The organism is Amycolatopsis sp. NPDC102522 (assembly GCF_055584485.1).
In genome coordinates this window covers 61,887-77,368 of the sequence record NZ_JBVJLY010000031.1, presented here as the reverse complement: position 1 = coordinate 77,368, position 15,482 = coordinate 61,887, and the positions used below count along the sequence as shown (strand labels likewise).

At 69.7% G+C, this 15,482-nt stretch carries 16 protein-coding genes; 11 read left to right on the top strand and 5 right to left on the bottom strand.

The annotated features are described in order from the left end of the window. Nucleotides 1–86: 86 nt before the first annotated feature. A complete protein-coding gene (locus ACZ6YV_RS40830) occupies nucleotides 87–1,598 on the top strand; it encodes a GGDEF domain-containing protein (protein ID WP_465514756.1) in 1,512 nt (503 codons plus the stop codon). Nucleotides 1,599–2,152: 554 nt separating this feature from the next. Here the strand turns inward: ACZ6YV_RS40830 and ACZ6YV_RS40825 are convergent. Then, the gene (locus ACZ6YV_RS40825; RefSeq protein WP_465514755.1) at nucleotides 2,153–3,100 is read right to left on the bottom strand and encodes a phosphatase PAP2 family protein; all 948 of its coding nucleotides are present in this window, start codon (nucleotides 3,098–3,100) and stop codon (nucleotides 2,153–2,155) included. Between the two features lie 110 nt (nucleotides 3,101–3,210). On the opposite strand from ACZ6YV_RS40825, the gene ACZ6YV_RS40820 reads away from it, so the two are divergent. From ACZ6YV_RS40820 to ACZ6YV_RS40805, 4 genes are all read left to right on the top strand, one after another. Further along, a complete protein-coding gene (locus ACZ6YV_RS40820) occupies nucleotides 3,211–3,903 on the top strand; it encodes a response regulator (RefSeq protein ID WP_465514754.1) in 693 nt (230 codons plus the stop codon). Further along, nucleotides 3,900–5,309 carry an ATP-binding protein gene (locus ACZ6YV_RS40815; protein ID WP_465514753.1) on the top strand — a complete coding sequence of 470 codons (1,410 nt, stop codon included), beginning with the start codon at nucleotides 3,900–3,902 and terminating at the stop codon, nucleotides 5,307–5,309. Before ACZ6YV_RS40820 ends, ACZ6YV_RS40815 begins: the two co-directional genes overlap by 4 nt. Further along, nucleotides 5,309–5,806 (top strand): hypothetical protein, encoded by a 498-nt coding sequence (locus tag ACZ6YV_RS40810; RefSeq protein WP_465514752.1) that lies wholly within the window; start codon nucleotides 5,309–5,311, stop codon nucleotides 5,804–5,806. Before ACZ6YV_RS40815 ends, ACZ6YV_RS40810 begins: the two co-directional genes overlap by 1 nt. 196 nt (nucleotides 5,807–6,002) lie before the next feature. Continuing rightward, nucleotides 6,003–6,674 (top strand): VldE C-terminal domain-containing protein, encoded by a 672-nt coding sequence (locus ACZ6YV_RS40805; RefSeq protein ID WP_465514751.1) that lies wholly within the window; start codon nucleotides 6,003–6,005, stop codon nucleotides 6,672–6,674. A 10-nt stretch (nucleotides 6,675–6,684) separates the two neighbouring features. Here ACZ6YV_RS40805 and rnhA read toward each other — a convergent pair whose 3' ends face one another. The 3 genes from rnhA to ACZ6YV_RS40790 are packed head-to-tail and all read right to left on the bottom strand — an operon-like array spanning nucleotide 6,685 to nucleotide 8,800. Continuing rightward, nucleotides 6,685–7,167, bottom strand: a complete 483-nt coding sequence (gene rnhA / locus ACZ6YV_RS40800) for a ribonuclease HI (protein ID WP_465514750.1) — start codon at nucleotides 7,165–7,167, stop codon at nucleotides 6,685–6,687. Nucleotides 7,168–7,188: 21 nt separating this feature from the next. Then, complete coding sequence (gene dinB, locus ACZ6YV_RS40795) at nucleotides 7,189–8,379, bottom strand: DNA polymerase IV (protein ID WP_465514749.1); 1,191 nt, start codon at nucleotides 8,377–8,379, stop codon at nucleotides 7,189–7,191. 16 nt (nucleotides 8,380–8,395) lie between these two features. Continuing rightward, the gene (locus ACZ6YV_RS40790) at nucleotides 8,396–8,800 is read right to left on the bottom strand and encodes a DUF6010 family protein (protein ID WP_465514748.1); all 405 of its coding nucleotides are present in this window, start codon (nucleotides 8,798–8,800) and stop codon (nucleotides 8,396–8,398) included. A gap of 93 nt (nucleotides 8,801–8,893) precedes the next feature. Between ACZ6YV_RS40790 and ACZ6YV_RS40785 the strand changes: the two genes are divergently transcribed. Both ACZ6YV_RS40785 and ACZ6YV_RS40780 read left to right on the top strand, forming a co-directional pair. Then, the gene (locus ACZ6YV_RS40785; protein ID WP_465514747.1) at nucleotides 8,894–9,832 is read left to right on the top strand and encodes a GlxA family transcriptional regulator; all 939 of its coding nucleotides are present in this window, start codon (nucleotides 8,894–8,896) and stop codon (nucleotides 9,830–9,832) included. 41 nt (nucleotides 9,833–9,873) lie between these two features. Further along, nucleotides 9,874–10,707, top strand: a complete 834-nt coding sequence (locus ACZ6YV_RS40780; protein WP_465514746.1) for a discoidin domain-containing protein — start codon at nucleotides 9,874–9,876, stop codon at nucleotides 10,705–10,707. A 1-nt stretch (nucleotide 10,708) separates the two neighbouring features. Here the strand turns inward: ACZ6YV_RS40780 and ACZ6YV_RS40775 are convergent, their stop codons facing one another. Beyond that, entirely contained in the window at nucleotides 10,709–10,999 is a 291-nt protein-coding gene (locus ACZ6YV_RS40775; protein ID WP_465514745.1) for a hypothetical protein, read from the bottom strand. Nucleotides 11,000–11,125: 126 nt separating this feature from the next. Between ACZ6YV_RS40775 and ACZ6YV_RS40770 the strand changes: the two genes are divergently transcribed. From ACZ6YV_RS40770 to ACZ6YV_RS40755, 4 genes are all read left to right on the top strand, one after another. Further along, nucleotides 11,126–12,376, top strand: coding sequence for an MFS transporter (locus ACZ6YV_RS40770; RefSeq protein WP_465514744.1), 1,251 nt, complete (start codon nucleotides 11,126–11,128; stop codon nucleotides 12,374–12,376). Between the two features lie 418 nt (nucleotides 12,377–12,794). After that, on the top strand, nucleotides 12,795–14,024 hold the full coding sequence (locus ACZ6YV_RS40765) for a GGDEF domain-containing protein (RefSeq protein ID WP_465514778.1): 1,230 nt from the start codon (nucleotides 12,795–12,797) through the stop codon (nucleotides 14,022–14,024). 189 nt (nucleotides 14,025–14,213) lie between these two features. Continuing rightward, nucleotides 14,214–14,801, top strand: coding sequence for a glycosyltransferase family 39 protein (locus ACZ6YV_RS40760; RefSeq protein WP_465514743.1), 588 nt, complete (start codon nucleotides 14,214–14,216; stop codon nucleotides 14,799–14,801). A 51-nt stretch (nucleotides 14,802–14,852) separates the two neighbouring features. After that, nucleotides 14,853–15,449, top strand: coding sequence for a hypothetical protein (locus tag ACZ6YV_RS40755; RefSeq protein ID WP_465514742.1), 597 nt, complete (start codon nucleotides 14,853–14,855; stop codon nucleotides 15,447–15,449). Nucleotides 15,450–15,482 lie beyond the last annotated feature (33 nt).

Sequence of the window (15,482 nt, the reverse complement as noted above, 5' to 3'; positions counted from 1 at the left end):
CCTGTCTCACGCGATCGTCAACGCGGTACCCCTGTCAGCCCCTTGCGGTGACCCAGCAAGATCGAAGCGGGTGCGGTGCGTAACGGATGGAGGTGGCCCCCGTCAGCGAGTTCGGCAAGCACGACCGTGACGCGGTCTCGGAGCGACCGCCCGGTTCGCTCCGCGGTTTCGCCGATACCGTCGGCCTCGCCGCCGCCCGCGTCTGGCGGCTGCGAGGTCGCGCCTGGAACACCCTGCGGCATCCGGCGGGGTGGGAACTGTGGCGGCTGCCGCCCGCGGCGGTCTTCTGGATGCTCGGCACCGAGATCGCGGTGGCCGTCTGGGCCCTGTACAGCGGTTTCAAGGCCTCCCCGACGACCACGGACCTCGTCCGCTTCGGCGTGATCGCGGGCTGCGCGATCTGGTACCTCGTCCAGACCCAGCATCCCGAGGAACAGCGTCGGGCCGACGACCGGCGGGGCGAGCACATCGACCAGACCGCCGTCTGGCTCGGCAGCGCGGCCGTGCTCCTGCCGCCCACGTTGTCGCTGACGCTGCTGCTGATGGTGCGCGTGCAGCGCTACTCCATCGCGCACAAGGCGATGACGACGTTCCTCTTCACCACCGCCGCGCACGCCGCGTCCATCCTCGGCGTGCACACGATCACCGAACTGACGTCACTGCACACCTGGCTCGAATCGGGCATGCTCCCCCAGCGAGCGGGTGACATCGCGGTCGCCGCCGTCGCGCTGGTGGGCGCCGCGCTCTGGTACTTCGCGTCGCAGACGCTCCTGATCAGCATCGCGCGCGGCCTGGCGTGGGGCGGCTGGCGGCGGCAGAAACTGATCGGCAGCTGGGCCGACAACGCGGACTTCGTCTACGCGCTGCAACTCGCCGCGTGCACCACGATCCTCGGCGCGGTCAACATCGCGCTGGTGCCGCTGGTGATGATCGGGGTCGCGCTGCGCTCGACGCGGCTCTCGCAGACGCTGGCGGACACGATCGCGCGCAGCCAGCGCGACCGGAAGACCGGGCTGCTGACCGAGGACTCGTTCCACGCCCCGGCCGCCTTGCGGCTGCTCGAAGACCAGACCGACCGCCGGCCGACGGCGTTCCTGATGCTGGATCTCGACCACTTCAAGCAGTGGAACGACAAGTACGGGCATTCCGGCGGTGACATCGTGCTCGGCTGTGTCAGCGCTGTGCTGCGGCACAACACCCGCTCCACGGACGTCGTCGGGCGGTGGGGCGGCGAGGAGTTCTCGGTGCTGCTGCCGGACACCACCCGCGAGGAGGCGATGCGGATCGCCGAGCGGATCCGGGAGGCCGTCGCGAAGACCGCGATCACCGGCCTGACGGAGCTCGCCAGCGGACACGCCACCAACGAACCCCGCGCCGTCGGGCCGATCCACGGCTGCACCGTGTCGATCGGCGTCGGGCTCTCGCCCGAGAACTCGACGGACTACGGCGAGCTCTTCCGCGCGGCGGACACGGCCATGTACCAAGCTAAGCGGACCGGGCGGAACCGGGTCGTGCTGGCGCCTTCCGCCGTCCCGCCTTCGCCGAGGGCTCCCACGTCGCCGCTCAGCCGGGCCGGGGACTCGCGCCGGGACTGGTAAGTGCCGTTCTGATCGTCCTCACCACTCACGAGAGGGTGTCGATCCCAGTAGGCGCCCGGATCGACGGTGAAGGAATCGGGACACTCAACGTCCCAATTCCTTCACCGTGGCGAGGCTACCCACATCGAGTGCCGTGGGTAGGTGCGCGAGCGGCCTGGCGCCACCCCGAGGGCCTGCGGTCCCCGGCTCGGCTGTGGTCCTCGTGAGTGGCTAGGACGGTTCTGGCGCGACTTACCACTCACGCCCCAAGGGACCGAAGGCCTCCTTGCCCGCATCTGACGCGGCGAAGGGCCCCTTCAGCCCTGGTCAGGCTCGAGCCCATGCCCCCAATGCGGCATTGGGGACACTGAACGTCTCCAATGCCGCATTGGGGGCGTTGGATCGCGAGGCTGTCGCCCGAGAAACCGGGGCGTGTCCGTTTGCGGGGTGGACCAGACGCGGCGAAGGGCCCCTTCAGCCCGCCGCGCGGGACGGGACCCCCGAAGCACCGATGTCACGTATGGAACGGAGAACGTTCCATACGTGACATTCGGGGCACCTCCGGACGACCCGCGTCAGCGGCGGGTCACGAGGCGAGTTTCGAGGAGGTCGTCGACCACCCGGGTCTCCACGGCGGCCCGCCGCTCGAACGCGGATCCGCGCAACGGCCACAGCGCGACCAGCACGACCCCCACGGCGGACAGGGCGGCCAGCACCAGCGCGGCGACGAACTGGGCGGCGCCGTCGGTCGCCGTGCTCAGCACCGCGAACCCGATCAGCACGATCCCGGTGGGCAGCACCGCGGCCAAGACCACCAGGAGAACGGGCGTGCGGCGCAGGTCACGGCGCCGGGTGGTCAGCCAGGCGGCGAGGAGGCAGGCGAACGACGCCGCCAGCAGGCAGGCGCCCGCCGTGTCGCTCAGCCGGTGCCAGCCCAGCGCGATGGTCGACGACGCGACCCAGGCGACGGCGACGCCGCCCGACCCGATGATCACCGGGCGGAACCGTTGGGGCAGCACGAAAGCGAAGGCCATCAGGATCGCCATGGCGGCGCTGACGTGCCCGCTCGGGAAGCTGTTGTGTCCCGGTCCGTAACCGGCGTCGGGCAGTTCGGGGCGTTCGAGGACATACAGTTTGAGCAACTGCGCGGCGATGAGCGGGAGCACGAGGACACCCAGCGCGGGGATGAGGAGGCCGGGTTTCCGGCGGAGGAACGCCAGACCGACCAGCACGATCGCGGCGGCCCCGATCACGAGCACCATGTCCTGGTCCCGTAGCGGGCCCGCCCAGTCCATTGTGGACCACTGGCCGGACTGCGCGCTGCGGACGACGCCGTTCTCCGCGAGCTGACCGGCCGACGTGTGCACGAAGAGCACGAAGGTCACGACGAACGCGGCGGCCAGTCCCAGTCCGGTGGCGAGCTGGAACACGGCCCTGGACAGGGTGCGCCCGGTCTCGGCATGCCGTCCGGGCAGCGGACGGTGGGCGGGGGTCGGTTTCGCTTCGTGGGTGAGTACGGCCATGGGTCTCACTGTTCCCACGCCGTTTCTCCAGGAGGTCCGGACAATGTCATGGTTCTGCTACAAGATCGAGCCGAGTCGCACACAAGCGGTGACATCCGAATAATGGCGACGTGGCAAGTGTCCTTTTGATCGAAGACGACGCGTCCGTCCGGGAGGGGCTGGAACTCGCGCTGCGCCGGCAGGCGCACACCGTCCACACCGCCGAGAGCGGTGAGCTCGGGCTGGAGAAACTGCGGGTGTACCAGCCCGACATCGTCGTGCTGGACCTCATGCTGCCCGGGATCGACGGCTTCGAGACCTGCCGCCGGATCCGCTCGGCGGGCGAGGTGCCCATCATCATGCTCACCGCCCGCAGCGACGATTTCGACATCGTGGCCGGGCTGGAGGCGGGCGCCGACGACTACGTGACCAAGCCGATCGAGCCCCGCGTGCTCGACGCCCGGATCCGGGCGGTCCTGCGGCGCGCGGTGAGCGAGAAGCCCACGAGCGAGGGCGACCCGGCCTGGGAACGGCACGGCCGCCTGGTCATCGACCGCGCCGGGCTGGTGGTCACGAAGAACGGCGAGCCGATCTCGCTCACGCCGACAGAGCTGAAGCTGCTCCTGGAGCTGTCGCGCACGCCAGGTCAGGTCTACAGCCGCCAGCAGATCCTCTCCGCCGTCTGGGACCACGACTACCTCGGCGACTCCCGGCTGGTCGACGCCTGTGTCCAGCGGCTGCGCGCGAAGATCGAGGACGTGCCGGCGAAACCCGACCACGTCCAGACCGTCCGCGGCTTCGGGTACCGGTTCGGCCGTTCATGAGGCTGCTCTCCGGGCTGCGGCCGCGACTCATCCTCGCCTTCGCGGCGATGACGATCATCGGGGCTGCGGCCGCGGCGGGGGCCAGCTACGTCTCGGCCCGCAACGCCATCCTCGAAGCGGTCCAGGACGCGGCGATGAACCAGCTCAAGGACCGGGTCGCCGCCTACAGCCGTCCACTCTCCACGCCGCCGACCCAGGAACAGCTCAACGACTTCGCCGGCAGCCTGCGGTTGACCGCCGTCGCGGTCTATCAGGACATGCGGTCGGTCAACGGACCGAACCTGACCACGTTCTCCTCCGAACTACGGGAGACCGTCGCCAACGACGACCGGATCCAGTTCCAGCGCCTCGACCGCGAGGCCATCCCCGAACTCCTGGTCGGCATGCCGGTGCTGACCAGGCAGCCGAACGGGTTGATGGGGCGCAGCGGGCTCCAGGTGTATTCGCTCACCTCGCTCGGCCAGCAGCAACAAGCCATCGAAGAGCTCGCGAAGTACGCCTGGCAGATGGCCGCGCTGGCCCTGCCGCTCGCCGCCGCGCTCGCGTTGCTGGCCGCCAGGCAGGTCCTGCGGCCGGTGCGGGCGCTCAACACCGCCGCCGCCCAGCTCGGTGAGGGCAGGCTCGACATCCGGCTGCCCGCCAAGGGATCCGACGAGCTGGCCGAACTGGTCACGACCTTCAACAACACCGCCGCCGAGCTGGAACGCACGGTCGGCGAGCTGAGAGCCATGGAGGCCGACGCCCGCCGGTTCGTGGCCGACGTCTCGCACGAACTCCGCACGCCGCTCGCGGCGATGAACGCGGTCACCGACGTCCTGGACGAGGACGCGGAGGCGCTGCCGCCGGACACCGCCGTCGCGGCACGGCTGGTCTCGGGCGAGACCCGCAGGCTGACCCGGCTCGTCCAGGACCTGGTCGAGATCTCCCGGTTCGACGCGGGCCGCGCCGAACTCGTGCTCGACGAATGGGATCTCGCGACGGCGATCCGGGACAGCCTCGACGCCCGCGGCTGGCGCGACGGCGAAGACCTGGTGACCGACCTGCCGGAGGGCGTTCTCGCCCGCGTCGACCGGCGGCGGCTCGACCTGATCGTGGCCAACCTCGTCGGCAACGCGTTCCGGCACGGCACGCCCCCAGTCGAAGTCCGGCTGCGCGCGGACAGCGACGGCGTCACCCTGGAAGTCGACGACCACGGGCCGGGGATCGATCCCGAGGTCCTGCCGCACGTGTTCGACCGCTTCACCAAGGCCGACTCCGCCCGCGCCCGGTCCGAGGGCAGCGGCCTCGGCCTGGCGATCGCGCTGGAGAACGCGCGTCTGCACGGCGGGGGCATCACGGCCGCCAACACCGGCCACGGCACCCGGTTCGTCCTGCGCCTGCCGCACCGCACCGAAGGAGGGACGTGATGAGGAAGACCCGGGTCCTGCTCGCGCTCACGGCCGCGACACTGGTGACGGCCTGCGGTGTGCAGCCGACGGGTGTCGTCGCGGCCGGGCCGGGACCGTCGATCCGCAACGCCGAGGGCACGTATGTTCTCAGCGGGCTGACGCTGTACTTCGTCTCCGACGGCCGGGTGATCCCGGTGACCCGGCCCAGCGAAGGCGTCATCTCCCCCGAAGGCGCGATCACGCTCCTGCTGAAGGGGCCGACAGAGCGGGAAGCCGCGCAAGGACTCACCACGTTCGTCCCGCCGGAGGTGGGCCGGGTCGCGGTGTACCCGGGCGACCCGTCGAGCCTCGCGCTGCCGTTCTCGGTGCGCAAACTGTCCAACCAGGCCATCAATCAGCTGGTCTGCACCGTGATCGCGGCCACGACGGCCGCCGGACGGGGCCCGCGCTCCCCGGGAGTGAACGTGATCTCGCCGAACGAGGAAGTGTACTTCCACTCCTGCAAAGCCGACTGAATTCGTCACTCACAGTGCTCACATAAAAGCACTTCTCGTATCTGTACGGGCGTGAGCCTCTTTTGGTTCAACGATCAAGGTAACTGTGGGCGAACACACTCGGGCGTGACATTGCCGTGTCCTTTTCGTAATGTTGCCCGGAGCTCGCGGCCCCCGACGCGAGTTCCCGTCCCCGAAGTGGTGAGTGATCAGAGAAATGGCCGGCAGACATCGCAAGAGCAAGGCTCCGCAATGGAAGCTCCCCGCGGGTATCGCGGCAGCGGTCGCCACGGCGCTCCCGGCGTCGATGTGGCTGACCACCGCAGGTTCCCCTGACGTCGAAGCGGCCAGTGCCGCGCTCGCGCTGCAGGCTCCCCCGGTCTCCAGCGTGACTCCCCCGCCGTCGACCAGCAGCACCCCGCCCTCCAGCACGACGACACCGCCCCCCTCGACCTCCTCGGCTCCCCCGAAGCCGACGACGTCGGCCAAGGCGCCCGCCACGGTGAAGACGACCGTGCCCGCCGCGACGGCGTCGTGCTCGACCAGCCTCGCCGGCACCAAACCGCACGTGGCCCAGGTCGGCAACCACGTCAAGGCGAAGTTCGGCATCAAGACCGTCGGCGGCGTCGCCGGCCGGGCGAACGCCAGCGACCACCCCTCCGGCCTCGCGCTGGACTTCATGGTGGACACCGCCACCGGTAACGCCGTCGCCGAGTACATCCTCGCCAACCAGAAGGACTTCGGCGTCAGCTACGTCATCTGGCGCCAGCGCTACAACGACGGCAGCGGCTGGGACACCATGGAGGACCGCGGCGGCGCGACCGCCAACCACATGGACCACGTCCACGTTTCCTTCAACAAGAGCGCGAAGGTCAGCGTCAGCTGCTGACGACGTCTTTCTAACGACGCCGAGCGGACCGTTCGCCGGGCTGGACGACAGGTCGCCCCACGACCTCTTCCACACCCTTGACGGCGAGCCGGTCCGCTCGCTCGTTCTCCGGATGCCCGGCGTGCCCCTTGACCCAATGCCATTCGACGTCGTGCTGTGACGCGGCATCGTCGAGACGGCGCCACAGATCGGCGTTCTTGACCGGCGTCTTCGCCGAGGTCATCCAGCCGTTGTTCTTCCAGTTCCGCACCCAGCTGGTGATGCCGTTCCGGACGTAGGTGCTGTCGGTGTAGATGTCCACCGTGACCCGGCGCTTCAGGCTTTCCAGTGCCTCGATGGGCGCTGTCAGCTCCATCCGGTTGTTCGTGGTCGGCCCGGGATCCCCGCCGTAGATCTCCTTCTCGACCGTGCCGTACCGCAGCACCGCGCCCCAGCCGCCGGGGCCGGGATTGCCGCTGCACGCACCGTCGGTGTAGATCTCGACTTCCGCCACCGGAACACCCTAGCGACGGGTTCAGTCCGGCAGCAGCGGCACCCACGGCTCCTCGGCCTGCCCGAGGTGCACCGCCCGCGTGATGGACTTCGCGCCGAAGCGGTCCCGGACGGTGTCGAGCGTCGAATCGAGCGCGTCTCTGGGTTTCGCGCCGAACGGCAGTGCCAGCTGGATCGAGTCGTCCTTGGTCAGGTTCGTGAGCGCGAGGCCGATCAGCGTGAGCCCGCGTTCGTCGATCACCGGTCTCGCCGCCGCGAGCAGGTCGCGGGCCGCCGCGATGATCGCGCCGGTCTGTTCGGTCGCCTCCAGCAGGGTGTGCGAGCGGGTCGCCTTGGTGAAATCGCCGAACCGCATCCGCAGCACGACGGTCCGGCACACCCGCTGTGCCGCGCGCAGCCGCCTGGCCAGGCGATCGGCCAGGGTCAGCAGCGTCGCGTCGAGTTCGGCGGGCGAACGCGGCCTGGCGCCGAGCGCGCGCTGTGCCCCGATCGAGCGGCGACGGCGACCGGTCTGCACCCGCCGCGGGTCGTCGTTGTGGGACAGGGCGTGCAGGTGGGCGCCGACGCCGCGGCCGAGCATCCGGACGAGTTCCTTCTCCCCGAACCCTTCCATCTGCCCGACCGTCGTCACGCCGCGCTCGCGCAGCTTCCGCGCCGTCACCTTGCCCACGCCCCACAGCCGCTCGACCGGCAGCGGGTGCAGGAACTCCAGCTCCTTGTCGTGCGGCACGACGAGCAGGCCGTCGGGTTTCGCGACACCGCTGGCCACTTTCGCGAGGAACTTCGTCCTGGCGACGCCGACGGTGATCGGCAGGCCGACCTGCTCCAGGACGTCCTTCCGCAGTTTCGCGGCGATCCGGCTCGGCGTGCCCGCGATCTTCAGCAGCCCGCCGACGTCGAGGAAGGCCTCGTCGATCGAGATGCCCTCCACCAGCGGCGTCGTGTTGTCGAAGACCTCGAAGACCGCTTTGCTGGCCTCCGAATACGCGTGCATCCGGGGCGGGACCACGATCGCGCCCGGGCACAGCCGCCGCGCCTGGCCGCCGCCCATCGCCGTGCGGACGCCGTACGCCTTGGCCTCGTAACTGGCCGCCAGGACGACGCCTCCGCCGACGATGACCGGCCGCCCGCGCAGGCTCGGATCGTCACGCTGCTCGACCGACGCGTAGAACGAGTCCAGGTCGGCGTGCAGGATGGGACCCTCGATCGTCATAGAACATATGTTCGCATCAAACGGCCGAACGACCAACACGCGCGCGGAGGAGATCCGTCACCGATCGCCCGCCCGCGAAACACCAGATCGCGATCACCGGGTCGCAGATCGCGCAGCCGAACGAGGAATGCTCCGCGAACGGGATGATCGGGGCGCCCTTGAGATGGTGCACGACGTCCCAGCCGGTGTGCAGCAGCCACGCGACGCCGATGAACGTCCAGGACTCCAGGCCGCGGTACGCCACGTAGGTCATGACGGCGGTGAACGCGAACTCCCAGATCCCGAGGCCGCCGCCGCTCAGGTACGCGGCGCCGGCGCCCGCCACCATGACCGCGTTGAAACGGCGGCGGTGCGGCTCGTGGATCAGCGACATCAGCACGACGTAGACAAGGCCGACGAGGATCGGCGCGATGATCATCATGGCTCGACGCTAGAACTCCGACGGTGCCGCTCCCAGTGGCGCGAACGACGTCTTCCGACGGGATCTCGCCATCGGGGCGGGTAGGTTGCGGTCATGCACACCGTCGCCGTCCTCGCGCTGGACAAGGTGATCCCGTTCGACCTCTCGACACCGATCGAGGTCTTCACCAGGACCCGGCTCGCCGACGGGAGCGCGGGCTACCGGGTGGTCGTCTGCGCCGAGCACCCCGAGGTCGACGCCGGGCACTTCACCCTGCGCGCGCCGTGGGGCCTGGAAGCGCTGCGCGAGGCCGACACGATCGTCGTCCCGGGTACCGCCGACCCGGCAGGGCCGTTGCCGGAGGCCGTCCGCGCCGCGCTCACCTCGGCCGCCGCGAGGGGTACGCGGATCGCGTCGATCTGTTCCGGCACCTTCGTCCTCGCCGCCGCGGGCCTGCTCGACGGCCTCCGCGCCACCACCCACTGGGTCGCCGCCGAGGCGCTGGCCGCCGCCTATCCGGACATCGACGTCGACCCGGACGTGCTCTACGTCGACAACGGGCAGATCCTGACGTCGGCCGGCGCCGCCGCGGGCATGGATCTGTGCCTGCACCTGATCCGCCGCGACCACGGCGCCGCGATCGCCGCCGACGCCGCCCGTCTTTCGGTGATGGCGCTGGAACGCGAGGGCGGCCAGGCGCAGTTCATCGCGTTGCGGCATCCCCCGGCTCCCCGCGGCGCGGCGCTGGAACCCACGTTGCTCTGGATGCAGGAAAACCTCGCACGCGACCTCAGCCTGGCCGAAATCGCCGCGCGCGCCGGGACGAGCACGCGCACGCTCATCCGGCACTTCCGCGAACAGACCGGGACGACCCCGTTGCAATGGCTGCACCGGACGCGGATCCGGCAGGCGCAGCATCTGCTGGAGACCACCCAGTACGCCGTCGAACGGATCGGCTCCGAAGTCGGTTTCGGTTCCTCCACCTCGTTCCGCGAACGGTTCAAGCGCACGACCGGCGTCAGCCCGGGCACCTATCGACGCGCTTTCCGTTGAACGGGAACGCCTCTTGCCGCCGGCCGGGCCTCCCGGCGACCATGGCCGTAAACATCACCGAGCACGTCTTCGCCCGCCGTAGGGGACGTCGTCAGGAGGCAGGCTCGTGCTGGGCAAGAAGCTGGGCGTCCGTCGAAGGCACCCACGGCGGCGGCTACGACCACGGCGGGATCGCGCCGGGCTTCTGGAACGACGGAGCGCACGGCGTCACGACGGTGTCCAAGACAGACCCGGACAAGCACTATCTCCACGTCCTCACCCGGCCGTCGGGATCTACGCTTTCCTTGCGGGACAACGGCTACAAGGTCAAGCGGGTGACCGACCTGCGCACCGGCGCGGTGGTCGCGCACAGTCAGTCCGGCGGCAAGCTCACGCTGTCGGGCATCTCGTCGTGGGACGAGTACGACACCGTGTTCGCGGTGGAGACCGGCGGACGCGAGGGTATCTATCCGCCGTCGTCGTACTCGATGAGCGCCAGCGCCTCCGGGAGCGGGCATCCGGCGCAGGCCGTGGCGGACGGCGACTACTCGACCTATTGGGACGCGACGTCCGCGCAGCCGGTGTCGCTGCGGTTCGACCTCGGTACGCCGAAGCGGATCCAGTACATCGGGATCAACCAGCGCGAGGACTCGACCACCTACCCGGCGTCGAATTCGGCGCGGATCAAGAACTACCGGGTCTACGTCAGCGCGGACGGGCAGAACTGGGGTTCACCGGTGAAGAGCGGCTCGCTGCCGAACCACCGGGGCGTGCGGTTCATCGACCTGCCGGTGACGACGGCGCGGCACGTGCGGATCGAGAAGGTCGACAGCCAGGGCGCCGACCGGCTGCGGGTGGACGAGGCCTGGATCGGCTCGGCCTATCCGGCGGGCTGACTCACGCGGCGAGCGACAGGGCGGTGTCCGACGCCCGCACCCGGGCCTGTTCGGCGAAGCGCCTTCGGGCGGCGACGACTCTGAGCCATCGTTGCGAGCGCTCGGCGTCAAGATCCGAGGTGGCGCGGGCGAGTACTTCGGCGGCGTGCGCGGCGGAATCGATCTCCGCGGCGGCGCCGAGGTAGTCGCCCGCCTCGATCAGTTTGTAGGCGTGGCGCATCTCGGTCTGCGCGGTCGAGTAGATGGCATAGGCGGCCAGATTGTTCGCCAGCGGGCCCAGTGAATGCGACATCGGATTCTCCGTTCCTTCTCTTACTTACACGTCGAACGGGTACCCGGCGGTTCGACACGACAACGGATATTTTTCGAAGATCTTCGGGGTTGCGCGAAGTGGTCGCTTCACGACAGCCTGAAGCGCATGTCAGCCCCGGCGGCGTCGTTCCGCAGTGTCTTCGCGGTCGCCGAATTCCGCCGGATCTGGCTCGCCCACCTGCTCTCGGTCGCCGGCGACCAGCTGGCCAGGGTCGCGCTCACGGTGCTGGTGTTCGACCGGACGTCGTCGGCGGGGTGGGCTTCGGCGGCGTACGCGCTGACGTTCGTGCCCGACCTGCTGGGCGGTGCCCTCGGTGGCATCGCGGACCGCTTCTCACGGCGCACCGTGATGGTGGTGACCGACGTCGGCCGCGCGGTCCTGATCGCGCTGATGGCGGTGCCCGGTCTCCCGCTGCCCGCCGCGGCCGCGCTGTTGTTCTTAGTGCAGCTGATGGCCGGGCCGTTCTACGCGGCCCGCCAGGCGATGCTGCCGGATCTGCTCGACCCGGACCGCCTGGTCGTCGGCCAGGCGGTCATCTCGTCCACCTATCAGGCCGGGCTCGTGGTGGGTTTCGGCGCGGGCGCCGCCGTCGTCGCCGGCCTCGGCGTCCCCGGTGCGCTGCTGATCGACGCGGGAACGTTCGCGCTGTCGGCCCTCATGCTCCGCTTCGGACTCGAGCGGTACCCACCTTCGGCGCCGAGCCATCACCGGCACCCTTCCCTGCTCGCGGGCTGCCGGCTGGTCGCCCGCGACCGCAAACTGCGCTGGCTGCTGCTCATCGCCTGCTGCTGTGGTTTCTACGTCGTGCCCGAAGGCCTCGCCGTCCCTGTCGCCGCCGAACTCGGCGGTGCGGGCGCGCTGCCGTGGCTGCTGGCCGCGAACCCGGTCGGGTCCGTACTCGGCGGGATCCTGTTGAGCCGGATCCCGCGCGAACGGCAGGTCCGGGCGCTGGGCGTGCTGACGGTGGCGAGCAGCCTGGTGCTGATCCCGACCGCCTGGGCAGGCGGGCTGGTCCCGATCGTCGTGCTGTGGACGCTCTCCGGTGTCTTCTCCGCGCACGACATGATCACTCAGACGCAGTACAGCCTCGCCGCGCCGTCCGCCCATCGCGGCCAGGTGATCGGGGTCGCGATCGCCGCCTTGCGGGCGGCGCAGGCGGCCGGGATCGCGGCCGCCGGGCTGCTGGCCCAGGTCGTCGCGCCGACCACCGTGATCACCGTCGCGGCGGGTGCGGGTGTGCTGGTCGCCTGCGTCGCCGGGGTGGGCTGGTCACGAGCGGTGTCGTCCCGCCGCGGCCCCGAAGATCCCGTGGGTCCGGCCGGCGGGACGACACCCGTTGGCGAGCATGGTTCCTGACTCGATCGGCTCATCACGTCCAGTTGTTGTCACGACGGGTCGTCCAGTTGTTGTCACGCACTGCGTTCACCTCCCTTCGCCAAACCGCGCCTCGGTGGGCCGGATCACTCAGGTCCAGTTGTTGTCACGCCGAGTGGTCCAGTTGTTGTCCCGCATGTCGTTCACCTCCCTCGAACCAGCGATGTATCGGGCAAAACATTCACCAGTTGTTGTCCTGCATCGGTGCACCTCCCTCTTTCCGGTTGGGCTGTCCGGGGGAATTCGCGGCCGCGCTTCTTATCGTCCGGACAACGACGGTCGTCGCAGTCCCGGTTCGATTACGGTGTAGATCACCGACGGAAGAGGGTGCGTGAACGGACGACTCGGCGACGCGCGGCGGCGGCTCGGGGCCTGGCACCTGTGGAGCCTGCCGCGGCCTGTGCGTTCCTACGTCCTGGTCGTGAATCTCATCGCAGTCCTCTCGACCGCGGCGACGGCCCGGCTGGTCCCGGTCACCGGCACCGACCTGGCCCGGTTCGGCGTCTTGACGCTGTGCGCGGCCATCGCGATCGAGGGCACCCGGCAGATCGAACGCCAACGGGAGTACGACAGGGCCCCGTCGGTCGCCTACGTCGACACCAAGGCGGTCTGGAGCGTCGCCGCCGTCATCGCGCTGCCGCCGGTGCTCGCCGCCGCGATGGTCGTGGTGACCTACACCATCGCATGGCTGCGGATCTGGCCACACCAACGGCCGGTTCTCCCCCATCGGTGGATCTTTTCCGCCGCGACGGTGCTCTGCGGCACGCAGGCCGCCGTCGTCGTCCTCAGCCTCGGCATGCGCCACTACCCGGGTTCGCCCGACTCGGGCCTGCTCGCCGGGCTGGGCGACCTCGCCGTCATCATCGTGGCCGCGGCCCTGCGCTGGGCGATCAACACCGTGCTGGTGATGATCGCGATCGCCTTCTCGTCGCCGCCGAAGACGATCGGCGAGCTGTTCTCCGGGTTCGGCGACCAGATCCTCGAAGCCGGCGCGCTCGGCCTCGGCCTCGTGACGGCCGTCGTCCTCGTCCAGGCCAACCCGCTGGTGCTGGTCGGCGTCGTCATCGCACTGGTCGCGCTGCACCGCGGGCTGCTGCTGACGCAGTACCGGCGTGACGCGCACACCGACGCCACCACCGGGCTCGTCACGAAACGCCGCTGGCGTCAGCTGGCCGAGGAGCTCCTGGGCCGGACACGCGGCGGACGCAAACTCGGCGTGCTGTTCCTCGACCTCGACAACTTCAAGACCATCAACGACACCTACGGCCATCCCAACGGCGACCTCGTCCTGCGCGCGGTCGGCGACGCGCTGCGCGCCGAGATCCGCGAGCAGGACGTCTGCGGACGCTGGGGCGGCGAGGAGTTCGCGATCGTCATCCCGGACATCCACGGCGAGGAGACCCTGCGCCAGGTGGCCGAACGGATCCGGCACCAGGTGGCGGTGGTCTCGGTCGTGTTGCCCGATCGCGACGCCGTACTGACCGACCTGACGGTGTCGATCGGCGGGGCGTTGTACCCGGCCGCCAACATCACCAGCGTCGACGACCTCCTCGTCGCCACGGACACCGCGCTCTACCGGGCGAAGCAGGGTGGCCGCAACAGGGTCGAATTGGCTCCTCCCGCGCAGTAGGCTTCGCCTCGTCTGGGGAGGCGCGATGAAGCGATTCGCTCGGGGTCCGGTCGGTCTGGTGGTCGCGATACAGGTCCTGGTGCTGACCTTGTTGTCGGGCGATACGGATTTCATCGGGACGAGCTCTACTTCCTCGCCGCGGGCAAGCGGCTCGCCTGGGGCTACGTCGATCAGCCGCCGCTGACGCCTTTGCTGGCGCGGGTCTCCACGGACCTCTTCGGTGCCACTCCTCCCGGCCTGCGCGTGGCCGCGACGCTGTGCTCCGCCGCGACGGTGGTCCTGCTGGCCCTGGTCGCCCGCGAGTTCGGCGGCGGCCGCGGCGCGCAGGTCCTCACCGCCGCGATGACCGCGCTGGCGGCGTTCGTCGTGGTCGACGGGCACATGCTCTCGACGGCCACGGTCGACATGCTGGTCTGGAGCGCGCTGGGCCTGGTGGTCCTGCGCCTGTTCCGCACCGGCGACGGACGCTGGTGGCTCGCGGTCGGCGCCGTCATCGGCATCGGACTGGAGAGCAAGTGGCTCGTCCTGCTGATGGTCGCCTCGATCGGTGTTCCGCACCGGTTGGCTCGCCGCCGGGATCCTGCTCGCGCTGATTCTGGCCGCGCCAGGGCTCATCTGGCAGGCGACGCACGATTTCCCTTTGCTGACAGTGGCTTCCGGGATCAGCGAGGACGACGGCGCGGAGAACCGGATCCTGTTCGTGCCGATGCAGCTGCTCTATCTATCGCCCGTGGTCGTGCCGGTCTGGGTCGCGGGCGGCCTCCGGCTCTGGCGTGATCCGGACCTGCGCTGGGCCCGGTCTTCGCACTGGCCTATCCGGTGCTGTGCGTGATCTTGGTGGTGCTGAGCGGAAAACCGTACTACTCGGCGCCGTTCTTGTTGCTGCTCGCGGCCGCCGGCGCGGACCCCTGCCTGCGGTGGCTCGACCGGACCCGGCGCCGAGTTCTGTCGGTGTCCTGGTCGGTGACCGGCGCGGCGGTTTCCCTGATCGTCGGGCTGCCGCTGCTGCCGGTCTCCGCGCTGGCGCCGGTTTTGGCGGTCAACAAGGAACAAGGCGAACAGGCGGGCTGGCCGGAGCTGGCGTCGACGGTGCGCAACGTCTGGGAGCAGGTCCCGCACGGCACCGCGGTGATCTTCACGCGGAACTACGGGCAAGCGGGGGCCTTGGAGCACTACGGGCTTCCTTCGGTGTACTCGGGCCATATGTCCTATGCGGACTGGGGGCCGCCTCCGGACAGCGCGCTCGGCCCTGTCGTGGTGGTGGGCCCGCATCTTCCGGCGTGGTTCACCGGATGTCGTGAGGTGACCGCTCACGACAACGGGCTCGGAGTGGAGAACGAGGAGCAGGGAGTGAAGATTTCCTTGTGTACGGGGACTTCTCGGCCTTGGTCTTCACTGTGGGGCGAGCTGCGGCACTACTACTGAGTTCTTTGTGGCGGGAATTGTCGGTGGGTGGTT